The organism is Rhodococcus yunnanensis NBRC 103083, from assembly GCF_001895005.1.
Lineage (GTDB): Bacteria > Actinomycetota > Actinomycetes > Mycobacteriales > Mycobacteriaceae > Rhodococcoides > Rhodococcoides yunnanense.
Genome location: NZ_BCXH01000002.1, coordinates 32,376 through 49,473 on the forward strand (window position 1 = coordinate 32,376; position 17,098 = coordinate 49,473).

Genomic DNA, 17,098 nt, shown 5'->3' on the forward strand with positions numbered 1-17,098 from the left:
AAATCTGTGTTACATCGTGAATTCGGTCTCACGTCCTCTATCTCCCACCTGCGGTTATACACAAGTGAGACGTGTTCAACACACCAGATCGTTACCTGGCGGGACGAGGTCGACCAGATAATCGACCAACGGATCGTCGATGCACTCCTCACCCGAAAACGCCACGGTGTGCTGAGTTCCGTCGTAGGTCACCAGGTCCGCGCCGAGTTGGCTCGCCAGATCGACACCTGCCTGATAAGGCGTCGCCGGATCGAACGTCGTGGACACCACCACCAGCGTCGGCAGCCCCGACACCGACACGGAGTGCGGATTTCCCGTGTTCGGCACCGGCCAGAAGGCACACACGTCGAGGGGAGCCTGGCCGGTCCCCCTGCCGTCGTCCAGGAACGGCGCGGCTTCGCGGTACCGGCGGTCCGCCTCGCCTGCCTCGGCGCGGTCGGTCACGGGCGGATCGTCGACACACCGAATGGCGTTGAACGCATCGTCGAGATTGGAATACGAACCGTCGTCGAGCCGACCCGAGTACGCATCCGCCAACCGAAGCAGGGTGTCTCCCCTGCCGTCGTTCAGCTCCGCCAGGCCCACGCGGAGAACACGCCACAGACTCTCCGAATACAACGCCTGCTGGACCCCGGTCAATGCGTCGTCGTAGCTCAAGCCACGTGGATCGGTGGTCTCCGCAGGTGTGTCGATCAACGGATCGACCAGTTCACGGAATCTGGTGTTCACCGTGGCCGGGTCGGATCCGAGCGCGCATGTCGCCGAGCGCGCGCAATCCGCGGCGAAACCGTCGAATGCCTGCTGGAATGCCGCACCCTGTTCGACTGCCTCGTCGACAGGGGTCTGCTCGGGGTCGAGCGCACCGTCGAGCACCATTGCACGAACGTTGTCGGGGAACGCCTCGGCGTACGTGGTTCCGATTCGCGTGCCGTAGGAGTAACCCACATAGGTGAGTTTCTCGTCGCCGAGCACCGATCTGATGACGTCCATGTCGCGCACCACCTCGTACGTCCCGACGTGTGCCAGCACGTCCGAGCCGGTCCGGTCCGCGCACTTGGTGGCGTAGTCGCGACGCTCGTTCTCGGTGTCGGCGATCCCTTGGGGTGAGACGTCGACGTCGGGTTCCTTGCGCTCCTCTTCGACTTCCTCGGCAGTCAGGCAGCGAACTGCGGGAGTCGAGGCGCCGATGCCGCGCGGATCGAATCCGATGCGATCGAACCTCTCGGCAACGGCCGAGCCTTCGGCCTGGGTCGCCAGATAGAGCCCCGACGCGCCTGGTCCTCCCGGGTTGAAGAGAATCGAGCCGATCTTCTCGCCCGACGCCCTGGCCCGGGAGATGGCGACTAACGCGGTGGGACCGGTCGGATCGGCGTAGTCCAGCGGAACACTCACCTTCGCGCACTCGACGTCACTTCCGAGGCCCGTCCCATCGGTGTCGTAGGACTCGCACGATTGCCATTCGAGCGTCTGAGTGTAGAACTCGTCCAGGCCGGCTGGAATTGCACCTGCTCCCGGCTGGAACTGCCCCTCCGACGACGGTTCCGGCGTGCCCTCGGCGGTGTCCGGCTGCGCGCATCCCGAGAACACCACGAGCGCGACGGCACCGAGAACACAGGCGCCAGCTCTACTCGACCTCATGTTCACGATGTTGCCAGAACAACGGTTCGGACCCTGCGCACATCGCGCGCTCCGCGGCGCCCAGCACTAGGATTCGACGCGTGCAGGCACTGCGAATCGCTCTTGCCCAGACCAATCCCACGGTAGGAGATCTCGACGGCAACAGCTCACTGATCGCCTCGTGGTCCCTGCGGGCTGTTCAGGAGGGTGCGCAGGTCGTTCTGTTTCCGGAAATGGCGCTGACCGGCTACCCCGTCGAGGATCTTGCGCTACGCCCCTCGTTCGCCGATGCCTCACGCGATGCGCTCGCCCGACTGGCCGAAGAATTGGATCGATCGGGATGCGGCGACGCAGTCGTGGTCGTCGGATACCTCGATCGCGACACCTCAGGGTCCCGAAACAGCGCCGCAGTGCTGTCCCGCGGCAGCGTCCTGTCCCGATACGACAAGGTCGCACTACCGACCTATCGAGTCTTCGACGAGGTCCGCTACTTCGCGCCCGGTTCGCGGCTGAGTATCACCACGGTGAACGAGTTCCGGCTCGGAATCGTGATCTGCGAGGACATCTGGCAACCCGGCGGTCCGGTGCCTGCATATTCGGCAGCAGGAATCGACGGCCTGCTCTGCCTCAATGCGAGCCCGTACGAGCGCGGCAAGGACACGATCCGCCGTTCCGTCGTCGAACGGCGGGCCGCCGAGGCCGGAGTCCCGGTGGCATACGCCAACCTCGTCGGCGCGCAGGACGAGCTGGTCTTCGACGGCGGAAGTCTCGTTGTCGCAGCCGACGGACGACTCCTCGGGCTGGCGCCCGTGTTCACCGAGGAACTGCTGTACGTGAACCTGGAATTGCCTGCCGAGCGGACGACCGACCGCGTCGGCGTCGATGGATGGACCGTCGACCGCAACACTGTCTCCGATGCCGTCGTGCGAGGGTGGAATCCACTCGCTCCGGCTATCTCGACATCCCCCGACGGTCACTCCTCGTCGGACGAGGAAACGGTGTGGGCAGCGCTCGTCACGGGACTACGAGACTATGTGCACAAGAACGGGTTTCGTAGCGTGGCACTCGGACTATCCGGCGGTATCGACTCGGCCGTGGTCGCTGCGATCGCCGTCGATTCACTCGGCAGCGATGCAGTCCACGGTATATCCATGCCGTCGCGATACTCCTCCGATCATTCACGAAGCGATGCAGACGAATTCGCACGCCGCACCGGCATTCACTTCCGCACCGAGCCGATCTCGGCCATGGTCGAGGCCTTCACGGAACAATTGGCGTTGACCGGTCTCGCCGAGGAGAACATTCAGGCGCGTTGTCGCGGCATGACATTGATGGCACTGTCCAACTCCGCCGGACACCTCATCCTGGCCACCGGTAACAAATCCGAGCTCGCCGTTGGCTATTCGACGATCTACGGCGACGCCGTCGGCGGATTCGCACCCATCAAGGACGTACCGAAATCACTGGTGTGGCACCTGGCCCGATGGCGCAACAAAGCTGCCGCCGAACGCGGTGAGGTGCCGCCGATTCCGGAAGGCAGCATCGACAAGCCCCCCTCTGCAGAACTGCGACCGGGCCAACTCGACACCGATTCACTTCCCGACTACGACGAGCTCGACGCCATACTCTTCCGGTACGTCGACAACGACCAGGGACTCGACGACATCGTGGCCGCAGGATACGACCGCGACACCGTTGTCGAGATCCTTCGTAAGGTCGACGCGGCCGAGTACAAGCGTCGCCAGTATCCGATCGGTACCAAGATCACCTCACGCGCGTTCGGCCGCGACCGCCGGATGCCCATCACCAACGGTTTCCGCGACAGCGGTGTGACCAATTGCACTCGGGAGTCCACTTAACGGGCAACGTCGTCGGTGGCAGACTGGGGACGTCATCAACCCCATCCCGGGGACCCGCAGGCGGGCCTCGAGGAACCGAAAGGGACAAAGATGTCCGACAATTCTGTGTACGGTTCGACCGATTCTGCGGTGTCCGGTTTGACTCGTAAGACCCGCACGCACCACCTGCTGCAGATGAAGGCAGAGGGCGAGCGGTGGGCGATGCTCACGGCGTACGACTACTCGAGTGCTCGAATCTTCGAAGAAGCTGGCATCCCGGTGCTGCTCGTCGGCGATTCCGCCGCCAATGTCGTCTACGGCTACGACACGACTGTTCCGATCACCATCGACGAATTGCTGCCGCTCGTTCGCGGCGTCGTACGCGGCGCTCCGCAGGCCCTCGTCGTCGCCGATCTGCCGTTCGGCAGCTACGAGTCCTCACCGCAGCAGGCGCTCGCCACGGCGACGCGGTTCATGAAGGAAGGTCTCGCCAACGCCGTCAAGCTCGAGGGCGGCGAACGCGTCGCCGATCAGATCGCGGCGATCACCGCGGCAGGCATTCCGGTGATGGCCCATATCGGCTTCACTCCGCAGAGCGTCAACGGCCTGGGCGGCTTCCGTGTCCAGGGCCGCGGCGACGGCGCAGATCAACTGGTCGCCGACGCCATCGCCGTGCAGGAGGCAGGTGCATTCTCGGTCGTGATGGAGATGGTTCCCGCCGATGTAGCCGGACAGGTCAGCCGCAAGCTCACGATTCCGACGATCGGAATCGGCGCGGGCAACGAGACCGACGCTCAGGTGCTGGTGTGGCAGGACATGGCCGGATACACCAACGGCAAGACCGCCAAGTTCGTCAAGAAGTTCGGCAACGTCGGTGACGAACTTCGTAATGCCGCTGCCAGTTACCTCTCCGAGGTTCGAACGGGCACGTTCCCTGCGCCCGAGCACAGTTACTAGCCCGCACCGCTCCAGAACGAGCGCGCAACAGACTGCCCGAAGATGGCACACTCGGTGCCATGAATCCAGGCAGAAGTAGGTATCGCCGAGCAGCCGTCTCCCTCGTGGGGGCGGTTGCCGTCGTCGGATCGATCGGCGCATGCAGCACCGACTCGACGACGACCGGGTCATCGTCGCAGCTGACCACGACGACGACGGAAGCTCCGACGACCACCGCCCAACCGTCCGCGGCGGGTGGCATCACCGATCAGCAGAAGCAGCAACTGTGCACCGATCTCGGCGAGCAGTTGCAGGAATGGCGGATCCAGGGCCCGACGCTGGGCCGCGGTGGCCTGAACATCGTCGTCCAGACGTGGGCCGCGCAGAGCGGTGCGATCAATCTGCAGGTGGTGCAGAACCGCGCCATCGTCGACGACATCACGATCGAGAACTGCCCCGACGTCCGCGAGGAAGCGATGCGCTCGCTCGACATCCCCGATCTCGCATCCGGTCTGGTCGGGTTCTGATCCGTGGCCGAGAACTACACGACGGAGCTGTATCCACCGATCGAGCCGTTCGAGACCGGCCATCTCGACGTCGGTGAGGGCCAAAGGATCTATTGGGAGATCAGCGGCAACCCCACCGGTAAGCCGGTGGTGTTCGTGCACGGCGGTCCCGGCGGTGGCACCGGTCCGGCTCAGCGGCGGTACTTCGATCCTGCCGTCTACCGCATCGTTCTGTTCGACCAGCGTGGGTGCGGCCGATCGACGCCGCACATCGCCGACGGTGCCGACCCCGCGGTCAACACCACCGACCGCCTCGTCGCCGACATCGAGAAGCTCCGCGAACACCTGGGCGTCGACAAGTGGCTCGTGTTCGGCGGTTCCTGGGGATCGACGCTGTCGCTGGCGTACGCGCAGTCCCATCGCGAGCGGGTGACCGGATTGATCCTGCGCGGCATCTTCCTGCTGCGTCGCAGTGAGATCGACTGGTACTACAACGGCGGTGCCGGCCACCTTTTCCCCGAACAGTGGGAGAAGTTCCTGGGGCCGGTCCCCGAGGACCAGCGAGACTCCGACCTCGTCGAGGTCTACCACCGGTTGCTGACGTCCGACGACCGGGAGATCGCGGTCGCCGCCGCGGTCGCGTGGTCGGCATGGGAAGCTGCGACGAGCTACCTACTGCCGCGGCCCGACCAGATCGCCGAGAACTCCGATCCGCGGTTCGCTCTCGCGTTCGCCGGAATCGAGAACCACTACTTCCGCAACGGGGGGTTCCTCGCCGAGAATCAACTCCTGAACGATGCGCACCGGCTCGACGGTATTCCCGGCATCATCGTGCAAGGTCGGTACGACGTCGTCTGCCCGGCGACCAGTGCATACGCCCTCCACAGGGCGTGGCCGGGCGCCGAGCTGACAATCGTGGACGACGCCGGGCACTCGGCAGCGGAACCCGGGATCGTCCACCACTTGGTCGAAGCAACCGACAGGTTCGCCTCGCTACTGTGAGTCGTACGCGAATTCGATCCGGCGGGAGTCGGTGTCGGCGATGGTGAGCCGCACCGTCACCTTCTCCCCCTCCGGTGGCGCGCCTGTGCACTTGCCGATCACGATGGGGTCGTGCAGGAACACCTCGGCGTCACGTTTGCCCTCCGCGCCCCGGAGAACGAGGGCACCGAACTTCTCGCCGACCCTGCCCGACAGCACCATCGCCTCGGTCAGATCGATACACGCTCGATCGACCTTGGACGCAGTCGAATCCGAAGCACGCATCACAGCAGGTAGATCCGGAAGCGCGGCCCGTGCCCACGATGGAATGTCGACCTCGGCGACGACGGCAAGGCATATCTCGGTGGCGAATCGATCCGACAATCGACGTAGCGGCGCGGTGACATGCGCGTACGGCGCCGCAATGCCGGAATGCTCTGTCAACGAGGGCAATTCACCGTCGAACGCGGCGTAGTCCGCCCCGCGAAGCAATCCTGTCGCCTCGGTCATCATGGCCAGCGTTTCGGGCGCGTCGGACTCGAGACCTGCCAACACCGTCCCTGCCGAAGCCCCGTCGGGCCAGTCGATGTCGAGCATCTCGGCAGTCTTGCGCATAGCGGTCAGGGCGTCGTCCGACGCCGGCGGCAGTGTGCGGAGCAGACCCACTCCTGCACCGATCATGATGCGGGCAGCGCACATTCCGGTCAGCAACGACACCTCGGCGTTCCAGCTGTCGACGTCGGTCCGGCGTTGCAGTTCGATTCGCCACGAATCGCCGCTCCCCACCACTTCCTGCTCGGGCAACGTGATGTCGATCGATCCACGACGCAACGCCGACTGTGCCCGCAGCGCACCGAACTCCGCGAGTGCAGCGATGGATGGATGCGGTGTGCCTGCATCGACGTCGGCCTGTACGCCTGCGTAGTCGAGCCGTGCGATCGACCGTACCGTCGCGCGGACCACCGACCACGCCACCGGCTCCGCGTCGGAGTCGAGATCGATACGCCACAGCGCTGCAGGCCGCAGCTCGTTCGGCAACAAACTCGCCGACCCTTCCGACAGCATCCTCGGATGCAGCGGCACCGAACCGTCGGGCAGATAGTAGGTTTGGCCGCGCTCACGGGTCTCGGTATCGAGAGCGCCGTCGGGGACGACGATCGCGCCGACATCGGCGATCGCGTAGTGCACCACGAAGCCCGTCGCGTGTTTCTCGATGTGCACTGCTTGATCGAGATCCATCGAGCCGGGCGGGTCGATGGTCACGAACTCGATGTCGGTGCGGTCCGCACGCTCACCTACGTGCCTGTCGACGGCCGCCTCCGCCTCTGCGAGTGCCTGCTCGCTGAAGTCTTCACGAAGACGAAACTCGGACCTGATGGCGTGAAAGTCGAACCCAGTGACGACCAGCCGAGACAGCACCACGAGAGTCAGTTGTTCCAGTCGTCGTCGGCCTTGTCGGCGGCCTTGTTTCGCTCGGCCGCGATCTGGATGGCGCGTTCGGCGGTCTGCCGGTCCGGGTAGGGCCCCATGCGATCGAGAGCGCCCGATTCCTTGCCCTGCGAGACCGTCTTGGTGCGTACGTCGTAGTACCAGGCTTCGTCGTCTGTGCTCATGATCCCAGTGTGCCCGATCATGAGGGAGGAGAAAGTGCGAACGAGTCGGCATGTAAGCCGGATCCTGTGAACCATCCCGCCGAAACGGGAAGGAACGACGACCATCCATCTGGGCACACCGTCGCCGGGTACCTCGAGCAGTCCACCCGCAGGCTCGGGCGAGCAGCCCTCGAACACCTGCGCAGCCGTACCCTTCGAAAAGGGTTCGACCTTCGACCTTGCTCCGGGCGGGGTTTACCTAGCCACCCCAGTCACCTGGGGCGCTGGTGCGCTCTTACCGCACCGTTTCACCCTGACCCACCCACGGTTCTCGAAAGAACCGCGTGTGGGCGGTCTGTTTTCTGTGGCACTGTCCCGCGAGTCACCTCGGGTTGCCGTTAGCAACCGCCCTGCTCTGTGGAGTCCGGACTTTCCTCGGCTCGAAGCTTGCCGGAATGGCTCCGACAGTTCTCCGCGCCGCAGCCGTCCAACCGACTCGTTCGCGGTGGGAACTCTACCTCGCTGTGTAGCCCATGCACGACACTGTGCGCCCCGAACTACAGTTCACGTCATGGATCACGTCGTTCTGCTGCGCGGAATCAACGTCGGTGGGATCAACATCAAGATGGCCGATCTCCGTGCGGCTCTGACGAACGCGGGTTTCGACGACGTCCGCACCATCCTGGCAACCGGCAACGTTCGACTCCGGTCGCCGCTGAGTGGGGCGAAGTTGAAGAAGTCGGTCGAGACCGTGCTGTCCGACACCTTCGGATACGAGGCCTGGGTCATCGTGCTGGACGAGCCGGCGCTTCGTGCGATCGTCGACGCCTATCCGTTCGACGCGGAACGAGAGGGATGGCATCCATATGTGATCTTCGGCAACAACGCCGACCATCTCGCGGAACTCGCGGCGATCGGCGGCACGCTCGATCCGGAGCTCGAGCGCATCTCGGCCGGAGACAGCGTCGTGTACTGGGAGGTCGTGAAGGGGTTCACCACCGACAGTGTCGTCGGGAAGTTCACCTCGAAGGCGAAGTACAAGCCGACCACCACCACCAGGAATCTACGGACGCTCGTCAAGATGCTGGCGTGACCGTAGTGGCTGCGGCACTCGTTGCCGCCGTACTGATCTTCGCCATCGTTCGCCCACGGGGACTCCCCGAGATCGTTGTCGCCTTGCCTGCCGCCGGGCTGGCTCTGCTGCTGGGTCTCGTCTCGGTGTCCCAGGCTCGGCAACAGGTGCTCGACCTCCTGCCCACGGTCGTCTTTCTGGCCTTCATTCTGATCCTGGCGCACCTTGCCGATGCTCTCGGCGTCTTCAGATGGATAGCGTCGTTCATGGGGCGCTCCGCCGGAGGCAGCCCGCACCGCCTGCTCGTGTCGGTGTTCGTCGCCGCTGCGATCACCACTGCCGTGCTCAGTCTGGACGCGACCGTCGTTCTTCTGACGCCTGCGGTCATCGGTGCGGCCCGGGCCCTACGTATGTCGGCCCGACCGCACAGTTACGCAACGGCGCATCTGTCCAACACGGCGTCGACGTTGCTGCCGGTCTCCAACCTCACGAATCTGCTCGCATTCACCGCAACCGGGCTGACATTCGTCCACTTCGCGGCTCTGATGGCGTTGCCGTGGATTGTGTCGATTCTGATCGAGCTCGCGGTGATCTGGGTCTTCTTCCGCAAGGACCTGCTCGCAACCGACGCTGCGCTCGCGCATGAACCCGTCGCCGCACCGGTCGGCACACTCGTAGTCCTCGGTGCGACGTTGGTCGGGTTCGCCGTCGCCGGATTTTTCCAGGTCGAGCCGTTCTGGGTGGCAGCCGCAGGCTCGGCCGTTCTGGCAGTGCGTGCCCTGCGCGACGGATACACGGTTCCGCGGCGTGTGCTGCGCGCCGCCGACCTGAAATTCTGTGGCTTCGTCCTGCTACTCGGCATCGTCGTCGAAGGCGTCACCGCGGGGCCGATCGGTACATGGCTCAGCGGCATCCTGCCCACCGAGGCAACCTTCGCAGGTCTGCTGACGACTGCCGTGATCGCCGCGATCGCATCCAACGTCGTCAACAACCTGCCCGCGACACTGATGCTGTTGGCCGCGTTCGGGACGACCGCGCCGCCCGGTCTGCTGCTGGCGATGATCGTCGGGGTCAACCTGGGTCCGAACCTGACCTACGTCGGCTCGCTGGCGATCATGTTGTGGCGCCGCGTCGGTGCCACGAACAACGAACCGGCCGACCTTCGAACCTTCACCGTTCTCGGACTGATCACCACCCCGCTGACGATCCTCGGCGCGGTCGCGGCGCTGTGGGTCTCGTTACTGATCTAGGTACGAGGTGTTGTTGACCAGCCGGACCGAGGCTCCCCCGTCCGGGTAGAACTCGGCGATGCTCAGCGACGCGAGATCCAGATGCAGGCGGTACAGAAGCGACGGCCCGACGTCCAGCGCGAGCTGGAGCAGCATCTTGATCGGTGTGACGTGCGAGACCACCACGATCGTCGAACCCGAATACGACGCGATCAGTTTGTCTCGTGCGGCGGTGACGCGCTGCAGAACTGCATCGAAACTCTCGCCGCTCGGCGCAGCCACGGATGTGTCACCACGCCACTTCTGGTGGACGTCCGGATACTTCTCGGACGCTTCCTTGAACGTCAGGCCCTCCCAGTCACCGAAATCGGTCTCGGTGAGGTCGTCGAGCGTCGACACCTCGAGGCCGACCGTGTCGGCCACGGCGCCCGCCGTCTGCTGCGCGCGACCGAGCGGCGACGACACGATGGCCGCGATGTCGTCGCGCCGGCCGAGATAACGAGCCGCGGCGGCTGCCTGCCGCTCACCCAGTTCGGTCAGCGCGGGATTGCCCCGCCCCGAGTAGCGGCGTTCGACCGACAACGGCGTCTGTCCGTGACGGAGCAACAGTAGTCGCGTCGGCTCACCGACTGCTCCCGTCCATCCAGGGGCCGCAGGCTTCTCGGCGACCTTCTCCGGTGGTGCGAGAACTTCACCGGCTGCTGCTGCATCCATCGCCTCGTTCGCCAGACGGTCGGCGTGCGAGTTCTGGTTCCGCGGAATCCACTCGTACGACACCGATTCGAATCCACGCGCCAGAGTCGCCGCTTCACGGTTGAGCGGAATCATGTCCGGATGCTTGACCTTCCAACGTCCGGACATCTGCTCGACGACCAGCTTGGAGTCCATTCGGACCTGCACTACGCGTGCCCCGACTTCGCCGGCCGCGGTCAATCCTGCGATCAGTCCCCGGTATTCGGCGACGTTGTTGGTCGCAACTCCGAGCGCGAGTCGGCGCTCGGCGAGCACCTCCGAACGGTCGGCGGACAGAACCACGGCGCCGTAGCCTGCGGGACCGGGATTTCCGCGGGAGCCGCCGTCTGCCTCGACGACGACACGCAGCCCAGTGCTCACAGGCCGGACTCCTTGGTGCGCACCAGAATTGCGTTGCATTCCGAGCATCGAACGAGCGCATCCGCTGGTGCTGCGGCGATGCGCGAGATCTCACCGCGGTCGAGTTCGATGCGGCACGCGCCGCACCGCCGGGCCTGCAGCAGTGCTGCGCCGCGCCCGGTGAGCCCGCGTTGCTTCTCGTAGATCCCGAGAAGATCCTCGGGGAACGTCGTCGCCAGTTCGGATCGGCGGGCGGTGCTTCGCTTCTCGGCTGCGTCGACGTCGGCGACGGCATCGTCACGGCGTCGGCCTGCGTCGATCAGCTCCTCCTCGATCTGAGTCAGCTGCGCGCCCGCGTGGTTGTAGTCGGTTTCCGACGCCTCGCGTCGCTCCATGACCTCGAGCAGTTCCTCTTCGAGGATGCCCTGACGTCGCTCGAGGCTGGCGAGTTCGTGCTGCAGTTCGGACATCTGCTTCGGCACGACGGTTCCGCTGTCGAGCAGCTTCCTGTCGCGGTCCTCGCGCTGCCGAACGGCGTCGACCTCGTTCTCGAGCTTCTTGATGTCGCGGTCGAGATCATCCATGGAGATCTGGACGGTGACGGCGGCATCCTTACGTGCGATGCGCTCGGCCTCCAGCTTCTCGACCTCGGCCTGCTCCGGCAGGCTCTTGCGGCGATGTGCGATCTGAGTCAGTTCGGTGTCCACTGCGGCCAGTTCGAGAAGTGAGGCCTGCACTCGGGGATCGACGTTCACGCGTGATGACTCCTGCGACTATGGAAGTTGATTCGGTCAAGCCTACCGGCTGTGTCACTCCGGCTGCGCAGCCCCGATGGTCCACGGGTCGGTTCGTGTGGTGCTCACTCGACTTTCCCACGTGCCGGAGTCCGCGAAAGCCGAATCGACAATTTTTCGGGCCTGCTCACACCACGGCCATTCCGAGGCCCAGTGCGCGACGTCGATGACGGCCGGTCCCCCGCCGCGCAGGTGTTCGTCGACCGGGTGGTGCCGCAGATCGGACGTGACGAAGACGTCCGCGCCCAGCGACCGCACGACCCCGAGGAACGAATCACCTGCGCCGCCGCACAGTGCGACCGTCTCCACCCGCGCATCCGGGTCTCCAGCCGCACGAACACCCCATGCGGTCTCGGGTACCGCAGCGCGCACGCGGTCGGTGAACTCGCGCAGCGTGACGGGCGCACGCAGAGTCCCCACTCGGCCCAGCCCGGTCGACGACGGCTGCCGAACTTCCTCCAGTACGTCGAATGCGGGCTCCTCGTACGGGTGCGCTGTTCGTAGGGCTTCCAGCACTCGGGACCGCAGGGATGCGTCTGCCACCATCTCGACGCGATCCTCGTCGACGTGCTCGACCGCACCGATGGTTCCGATCGCCGGGTCGGCTCCTGACACCGGGCGAAACCGTCCGACGCCCGCGACGGTCCAGCTGCACTCACGATAGTCACCGATCGATCCCGCACCTGCCTCGAACAGTGCATCTCGAACGCGATCCGAGTGCGTACGCGGCACGAACACGACCCACTTGTCGATGCGTGGACCGTCGATCGGTTCGATCGGCCGAGTGCCGCTCACGCCCAGGAGTTCGGCAAGCGCATCGGAGACACCGGGATCCGCGGAATCCGCATTGGTATGGGCGGTGAACAGCGCACATCCTGCCTTGACGAGCCGATGGATCAGCGCGCCCTTCGGCGTGTTCGCCGCGACGGTGTCGACACCCTTCATCAGCAACGGATGGTGCACGACGAGCAGGTCGGCGCCCCACTCGATGGCCTCGTCGACGACGGCGGCGGTGGCGTCGACGGCGTACATCACCTTCTGCACCGGGTCGTCGGGATCACCGGTGACCAATCCGACCGAATCCCAGCTCTCGGCCAGACGAGGTGGATATGCGGCATCGAGTACGGCGATCACGTCGCCGAGGCTCACGCGATGTTCGGTCACGGTCGAGCTCTCCCATCACTGTCGGTGTCGAGTGCACGCCCCAGTGCGGCGACGAGTACGTCCACCTGATCGCGGCCGCGCACCGCCACCCTGAGGTGATCGGGATCGAGCCCGGGGAATGTGTCACACCTGCGCACCGCCACACCGTCGGCGCGCAACCGTCGACGGACGTCGTCGGCCGCTGGGATGCGTAGCAGCAGAAACGGTGCGTGCGCAGGTGTGTGGACGTCGATGCCGAGGAGTGCAAGCCGATCGATCATCACTTCCCTGTCGGTGGTGATTCGCACTGCTTTCGCGGCCGCGGCCTCGGTCGCGGCCGGCTCGCTGCATGCTGCGATCGCCTCGATCTGCAGACTCCCGACCGGCCAGTGTGCTCGACCGTCGACCAACCGTCGGAGCAGATCAGGGGGACCGAGAAAGTATCCGCATCGAAGCCCCGCGAGCGCCCACGTCTTGGTGAGACTGCGCAGTACCAGCACGTCGGGGAGCGACTCGGTCGCCAGCGACTGAGTCTCCCCTGGTACCGCGTCCATGAATGCTTCGTCCACGACCAGAATTCGACCGGGGCGTCGCATGCCCAGGATCTCTTCCCTCGTGTGCAGAACCGACGTCGGATTGGTCGGATTGCCGAGCACCACCACGTCCGCCTGCTCCGGAACGAGCGCAGCGTCGAGCCGATACGGCGGTGGCAACAGAACCTGCGCCACATCGACCCCGGCCGCCCGCAGTGCCCATTCGGGCTCGGTGAACGACGGATTGACGACGGCAGCCAGGCGGGGCCGAAGCCGCGGAAGCATCGCGAACCCCTCGGCGCCACCGGCCAACAGCAGTACTTCCTCGGGTGATCTGCCATGCCTTCTCGCGACCGTCTCGCGCGCACGTCGATCGGCGGCGGCCGTCGGATAGGAACCGAGGTCGACGAGCCTGTCGGCAAGTCGCGAGCGCAGCCAGGCCGGGGGCGATACGCCCTGCACATTGACCGCGAAGTCGACGAGCCCGTCGCCGACCTCGGCGTCACCGTGGTGTCGTAGCAACGAGCGGGAGTCCACATCGGCCGGTCCATTCATTGCCGATGAGCGTAGTCGGCTTCACCACGGATAAGGTTTTTGCCATGACAAAGCTCGACGAACCGACGAACACGCGCGCCACGGTCGTGCTGTTCGATCTCGACGGAACGCTCACCGATTCCGCCCCTGGCATCCTGGCCGGCTTCCGCCACTCACTCGAGACGGTCGGTGCTCCCGAGCCGACCGAGCAGCAGCTCGCACTGGTGATCGGACCCCCGCTCATCGATTCGTTCCGCACGATGGGCCTCGACGAAGATGTTGCGCAGAGGGCTCTCGCGGCCTATTTCGAGCGCTACGATGCGCAGGGCTGGGCCGAGAACTCCGTGTACGACGGTATCGAGCCGGTTCTCGCTGCACTGAAGAATCGCGGGGTACGCCTCGGCGTCGCGACGTCGAAATCCGAGCGGTTCGCGCATCGAATTCTCGATCACTTCGGATTGTCGAAGTACTTCGAGTTCATCGGCGGCGCAAGCAACGACGGTGTACGACGCGCGAAGCCGGATGTGATCGCGCATTCGCTCCGCAATCTGGGTCTGATTCCGAAGGAGAAAGGCGACGGCGGAACGGCGCGGGTACTGATGGTCGGCGATCGAGATCACGACGTGCACGGTGCTGCCCGCTTCGGCATTCCGGCCGTCTACGTCGACTGGGGCTACGGGATCGACGGCGAGAACGACGAGGCGGCTTTCACCGTGACGTCGATGGACGAGCTTGCGCAGGTGCTCGGTGACAACACCCAGTAGCGCACGGCGCGAACCGGACTTACACGTCACGTTCGTCTGCACGGGCAACATCTGCCGATCGCCGATGGCCGAGAAGGTTTTCGCGCAGTACCTGCGCGAGGCCGGTCTCGAGTCGTCGGTTCGGGTATCGAGCGCAGGCATCGACGGTTGGCACGAGGGTGAGGGCGCCGATCCTCGCACCGTCGCCGAACTCGACGCGCATGGATACGACAGCGAGCACGAGGCTGCACAGGTCGGCGAGGACCACATGTCGGCGGATCTGCTCGTCGCTCTGGACACGGGCCACGCCGGGCAGTTGCTGCAGCTCGGTGTACCCGCCGAGCGAATCGCACTTCTTCGTTCGTTCGACGACGACGCCGATTCGGAGTCGGTCGCGGACCCGTACTACTCGTCGGACGATGCGTTCACCGAGGTTCGTGAGCAGATCGAGGCAGCGATGCCGGGGCTGGTGACGTGGGTGTCGGATCGCGTCTCCGACGAGCCGTCGTAGATCGTTTTCGACGAGCCGCTACCGTAGTGGGGTGCGGAGGCTCAGATTCCTACTACGACCTGGCTGGTTGGCGTTGGCGGTTGTCGTCGTGCTGTTCGCTTTCATGTGCTTCTGGGTGTTGGCACCGTGGCAGCTCGGTAAGAACACCTCGACCTCGCACCGGAACGATCTGATCGAGCAATCGGTCGGCGCCGACCCCGTCCCGATCTCGGACGTGCTCACCCCGGGCGGTTTCGCAGCGGACGACGAATGGCGGCGGGTCGTCGCGACTGGGTCGTATCTTCCGGACAAGGAAGTGTTGGTTCGGCTTCGGGTGATCCGCGATCAACCGGCATACGAGGTCATCACACCGTTCCAGCTGCAGGACGGACCCGTGGTTCTCGTCAATCGTGGCTATGTACTTCCGGTTCAGGGCACATCGCCTCCGTCGATCGATCCGGCACCGTCCGGCCAGCTCACGCTCGACGCGCGACTTCGCGTGGCCGAGGGGACCTCGCGTGAGCCGATCCAGGAGGCCGGACATCTGCAGGTGTACAACATCGCCCCCGATCAGATCGGCGCCGCCGTAGGCGTGCCCGCCATCGACGGGTACCTGCAACTCGACGACGCTCAGCCGGGTGGCCTCGGGGTCATCGATCTCCCGCAGACGGACGCCGGACCGTATCTGTCCTACGGCCTGCAGTGGCTGGCTTTCGGAATCATGGCTCCCCTAGGGCTTGCCTACTTCGTACGAGCCGAGTGGCGCGAGCGCCGCAAAGCCAAGCAGCAGGACATCCTCGATTCAGCTGGCCCGGCAGCGGAGTTCGATTCGGCAGAGTTCGATTCGGCGGCGGTCGATTCGGCACCAGCCGACTCGGTAGCGGCCGAACGGGAGGCCCCCGACACCTCCGAGTCCGAATTCACGTTGCCGACCCGTAAGGAACGCCGGTCCAAGGCGAAGAAGTCCTCAGGTCCTCGATCGGCGAACGATGTTCGCCTCGCCGATCGCTACGGCAAGAACCGCTGACACGGCAGTCGCGGAAACCTGTACGAGCGTCGACAACGTCGCGGCACGGTCGAGATCCGACACTGTCGGTTCGCGTCCACTACCGAGCGTCGGCCTGATTTCGACACCGTGCGCGTATTCGGTCCGTCCGCCGAGCCGGATTCCCAGCGCTCCTGCTGCAGTTGCTTCCGCGACGCCTGCGTTCGGACTCGGATGCCGAGACGCGTCGGTGCGCCACGCTCGAACCGACTCCGACGGCCGGCCTCCGAGGAGAGGCGCCAAAACCACCGTGAGCACACCGGTGATTCTGGCGGGGCCGAGATTGACGACGTCGTCCAGCCGCGCTGCGAACCATCCGAACCGCAGGTACTTCGTCGAGCGATACCCGATCATGGCGTCGAGCGTGTTGACCGCGCGGTACCCCAGGATTCCGGGAGCTCCTGCTACCGCACCCCAGAAGACAACTCCGACAGTCGCATCCGAGGTGTTCTCGGCGACGGATTCGAGTGACGCGCGGGCGATGCCCGTTGCGTCGAGGACGCTGGGATCGCGTCCGCACAGCGACGGAAGCAGTGCACGCGCGCCCTCGATCTGGTCGTCTTCGAGCAGACGCGCCATTCGCGTTCCAGTGTCCGCAAGCGATGTGCCACCGAGTGCCGCCCACGTCGCGAGCGCCACGAGTGCAGCCTCACCCGCTGCGCCCTGTCTTCGTGCGACGCCCGACGCCAGCGCTCCGAGTCCGACGCACCCTCCGACCAGAACAGCGACGTGCAGTGTCCCGGAGAATCTGTCGTCTCGGTACGTTCGGCGTTCGAGCCAGCCTGCTGCGCGTCCGAAACCTGCGACAGGATGGAAACGGCGCGGATCTCCGAAGATCCGGTCGAGCGCCAGCCCCAGCACCAGACCGGCCGCCCGCGATCTGCCGTGCCGGTTTTTCATGGGTCGAACATAGCGAGTGCGGTGCGGCCGCCGGAGAGGCGGGAGCGGTGCGC

The 17,098-nt window shown here is 65.2% G+C and carries 17 protein-coding genes and 1 other RNA gene; 9 read left to right on the forward strand and 9 right to left on the reverse strand.

Features of this window, described 5'->3' with window-relative positions:
- Nucleotides 1-75: 75 nt before the first annotated feature.
- Nucleotides 76-1,638 (reverse strand): alpha/beta hydrolase, encoded by a 1,563-nt coding sequence (locus RY1_RS04440; RefSeq protein WP_072802352.1) that lies wholly within the window; start codon nucleotides 1,636-1,638, stop codon nucleotides 76-78.
- A gap of 80 nt (nucleotides 1,639-1,718) precedes the next feature.
- Between RY1_RS04440 and RY1_RS04445 the strand changes: the two genes are divergently transcribed.
- The 4 genes from RY1_RS04445 (at nucleotide 1,719) to pip (ending at nucleotide 5,899) form a co-directional block, all read left to right on the forward strand.
- Nucleotides 1,719-3,476 (forward strand): NAD+ synthase, encoded by a 1,758-nt coding sequence (locus tag RY1_RS04445; protein WP_072802353.1) that lies wholly within the window; start codon nucleotides 1,719-1,721, stop codon nucleotides 3,474-3,476.
- A gap of 90 nt (nucleotides 3,477-3,566) precedes the next feature.
- The gene (panB, locus tag RY1_RS04450; protein WP_072802354.1) at nucleotides 3,567-4,412 is read left to right on the forward strand and encodes a 3-methyl-2-oxobutanoate hydroxymethyltransferase; all 846 of its coding nucleotides are present in this window, start codon (nucleotides 3,567-3,569) and stop codon (nucleotides 4,410-4,412) included.
- A 59-nt stretch (nucleotides 4,413-4,471) separates the two neighbouring features.
- Nucleotides 4,472-4,918: a hypothetical protein gene (locus RY1_RS04455; RefSeq protein ID WP_072802355.1), complete on the forward strand. Its 447-nt coding sequence runs from the start codon at nucleotides 4,472-4,474 to the stop codon at nucleotides 4,916-4,918.
- Between the two features lie 3 nt (nucleotides 4,919-4,921).
- Nucleotides 4,922-5,899: a prolyl aminopeptidase gene (gene pip, locus RY1_RS04460; protein WP_072802356.1), complete on the forward strand. Its 978-nt coding sequence runs from the start codon at nucleotides 4,922-4,924 to the stop codon at nucleotides 5,897-5,899.
- Here pip and RY1_RS04465 read toward each other — a convergent pair.
- From RY1_RS04465 to rnpB, 3 genes are all read right to left on the reverse strand, one after another.
- Entirely contained in the window at nucleotides 5,891-7,300 is a 1,410-nt protein-coding gene (locus RY1_RS04465; protein WP_139279727.1) for an RNB domain-containing ribonuclease, read from the reverse strand. The two genes, pip and RY1_RS04465, sit on opposite strands and share 9 nt — an antisense overlap.
- A 5-nt stretch (nucleotides 7,301-7,305) precedes the next feature.
- The gene (locus RY1_RS04470; RefSeq protein WP_072802658.1) at nucleotides 7,306-7,491 is read right to left on the reverse strand and encodes a hypothetical protein; all 186 of its coding nucleotides are present in this window, start codon (nucleotides 7,489-7,491) and stop codon (nucleotides 7,306-7,308) included.
- A gap of 37 nt (nucleotides 7,492-7,528) precedes the next feature.
- An RNA gene (gene rnpB / locus RY1_RS04475) (RNase P RNA component class A) lies at nucleotides 7,529-7,969 on the reverse strand.
- A 72-nt stretch (nucleotides 7,970-8,041) separates the two neighbouring features.
- On the opposite strand from rnpB, the gene RY1_RS04480 reads away from it, so the two are divergent.
- The gene (locus tag RY1_RS04480) at nucleotides 8,042-8,563 is read left to right on the forward strand and encodes a DUF1697 domain-containing protein (protein WP_072802357.1); all 522 of its coding nucleotides are present in this window, start codon (nucleotides 8,042-8,044) and stop codon (nucleotides 8,561-8,563) included.
- Nucleotides 8,560-9,792 carry an SLC13 family permease gene (locus RY1_RS04485; protein ID WP_072802358.1) on the forward strand — a complete coding sequence of 411 codons (1,233 nt, stop codon included), beginning with the start codon at nucleotides 8,560-8,562 and terminating at the stop codon, nucleotides 9,790-9,792. The genes RY1_RS04480 and RY1_RS04485 overlap by 4 nt, the downstream gene beginning before the upstream one ends.
- Here RY1_RS04485 and RY1_RS04490 read toward each other — a convergent pair.
- Genes RY1_RS04490 through cobC form a run of 4 tightly spaced genes read right to left on the reverse strand, consistent with a single transcriptional unit; the run spans nucleotide 9,781 to nucleotide 13,888 of the window.
- Complete coding sequence (locus tag RY1_RS04490; protein WP_174565330.1) at nucleotides 9,781-10,884, reverse strand: bifunctional RNase H/acid phosphatase; 1,104 nt, start codon at nucleotides 10,882-10,884, stop codon at nucleotides 9,781-9,783. The genes RY1_RS04485 and RY1_RS04490 overlap by 12 nt on opposite strands.
- Nucleotides 10,881-11,618 carry a zinc ribbon domain-containing protein gene (locus tag RY1_RS04495; RefSeq protein ID WP_072802359.1) on the reverse strand — a complete coding sequence of 246 codons (738 nt, stop codon included), beginning with the start codon at nucleotides 11,616-11,618 and terminating at the stop codon, nucleotides 10,881-10,883. The genes RY1_RS04490 and RY1_RS04495 overlap by 4 nt, the downstream gene beginning before the upstream one ends.
- 54 nt (nucleotides 11,619-11,672) lie before the next feature.
- Nucleotides 11,673-12,821, reverse strand: a complete 1,149-nt coding sequence (locus tag RY1_RS04500; RefSeq protein ID WP_245819490.1) for a Nif3-like dinuclear metal center hexameric protein — start codon at nucleotides 12,819-12,821, stop codon at nucleotides 11,673-11,675.
- Nucleotides 12,818-13,888 carry an Rv2231c family histidinol phosphate aminotransferase CobC gene (cobC, locus tag RY1_RS04505; RefSeq protein ID WP_072802360.1) on the reverse strand — a complete coding sequence of 357 codons (1,071 nt, stop codon included), beginning with the start codon at nucleotides 13,886-13,888 and terminating at the stop codon, nucleotides 12,818-12,820. The genes RY1_RS04500 and cobC overlap by 4 nt, the downstream gene beginning before the upstream one ends.
- A 44-nt stretch (nucleotides 13,889-13,932) precedes the next feature.
- Here cobC and RY1_RS04510 point away from each other — a divergent pair, with 44 nt between their 5' ends.
- Genes RY1_RS04510 through RY1_RS04520 form a run of 3 tightly spaced genes read left to right on the forward strand, consistent with a single transcriptional unit; the run spans nucleotide 13,933 to nucleotide 16,127 of the window.
- Nucleotides 13,933-14,631 (forward strand): HAD-IA family hydrolase, encoded by a 699-nt coding sequence (locus RY1_RS04510; protein ID WP_072802361.1) that lies wholly within the window; start codon nucleotides 13,933-13,935, stop codon nucleotides 14,629-14,631.
- Nucleotides 14,615-15,121 (forward strand): low molecular weight protein-tyrosine-phosphatase, encoded by a 507-nt coding sequence (locus tag RY1_RS04515; RefSeq protein ID WP_072802362.1) that lies wholly within the window; start codon nucleotides 14,615-14,617, stop codon nucleotides 15,119-15,121. The genes RY1_RS04510 and RY1_RS04515 overlap by 17 nt, the downstream gene beginning before the upstream one ends.
- 31 nt (nucleotides 15,122-15,152) lie before the next feature.
- Nucleotides 15,153-16,127, forward strand: a complete 975-nt coding sequence (locus RY1_RS04520; protein WP_072802363.1) for an SURF1 family cytochrome oxidase biogenesis protein — start codon at nucleotides 15,153-15,155, stop codon at nucleotides 16,125-16,127.
- Here RY1_RS04520 and RY1_RS04525 read toward each other — a convergent pair.
- Nucleotides 16,068-17,045 (reverse strand): cobalamin biosynthesis protein, encoded by a 978-nt coding sequence (locus RY1_RS04525; protein WP_072802364.1) that lies wholly within the window; start codon nucleotides 17,043-17,045, stop codon nucleotides 16,068-16,070. The genes RY1_RS04520 and RY1_RS04525 overlap by 60 nt on opposite strands.
- Nucleotides 17,046-17,098: the final 53 nt, after the last annotated feature.

Coding starts and splice junctions, on each gene's coding strand:
- RY1_RS04510 (WP_072802361.1), top strand. CDS start 13,933: ATGACAAAGCTCGACGAACCGACGAACACGCGCGCCACGGTCGTGCTG.
- cobC (WP_072802360.1), bottom strand. CDS start 13,888: ATGAATGGACCGGCCGATGTGGACTCCCGCTCGTTGCTACGACACCAC.
- RY1_RS04455 (WP_072802355.1), top strand. CDS start 4,472: ATGAATCCAGGCAGAAGTAGGTATCGCCGAGCAGCCGTCTCCCTCGTG.
- RY1_RS04480 (WP_072802357.1), top strand. CDS start 8,042: ATGGATCACGTCGTTCTGCTGCGCGGAATCAACGTCGGTGGGATCAAC.
- panB (WP_072802354.1), top strand. CDS start 3,567: ATGTCCGACAATTCTGTGTACGGTTCGACCGATTCTGCGGTGTCCGGT.
- RY1_RS04525 (WP_072802364.1), bottom strand. CDS start 17,045: ATGAAAAACCGGCACGGCAGATCGCGGGCGGCCGGTCTGGTGCTGGGG.
- RY1_RS04440 (WP_072802352.1), bottom strand. CDS start 1,638: ATGAGGTCGAGTAGAGCTGGCGCCTGTGTTCTCGGTGCCGTCGCGCTC.
- RY1_RS04470 (WP_072802658.1), bottom strand. CDS start 7,491: ATGAGCACAGACGACGAAGCCTGGTACTACGACGTACGCACCAAGACG.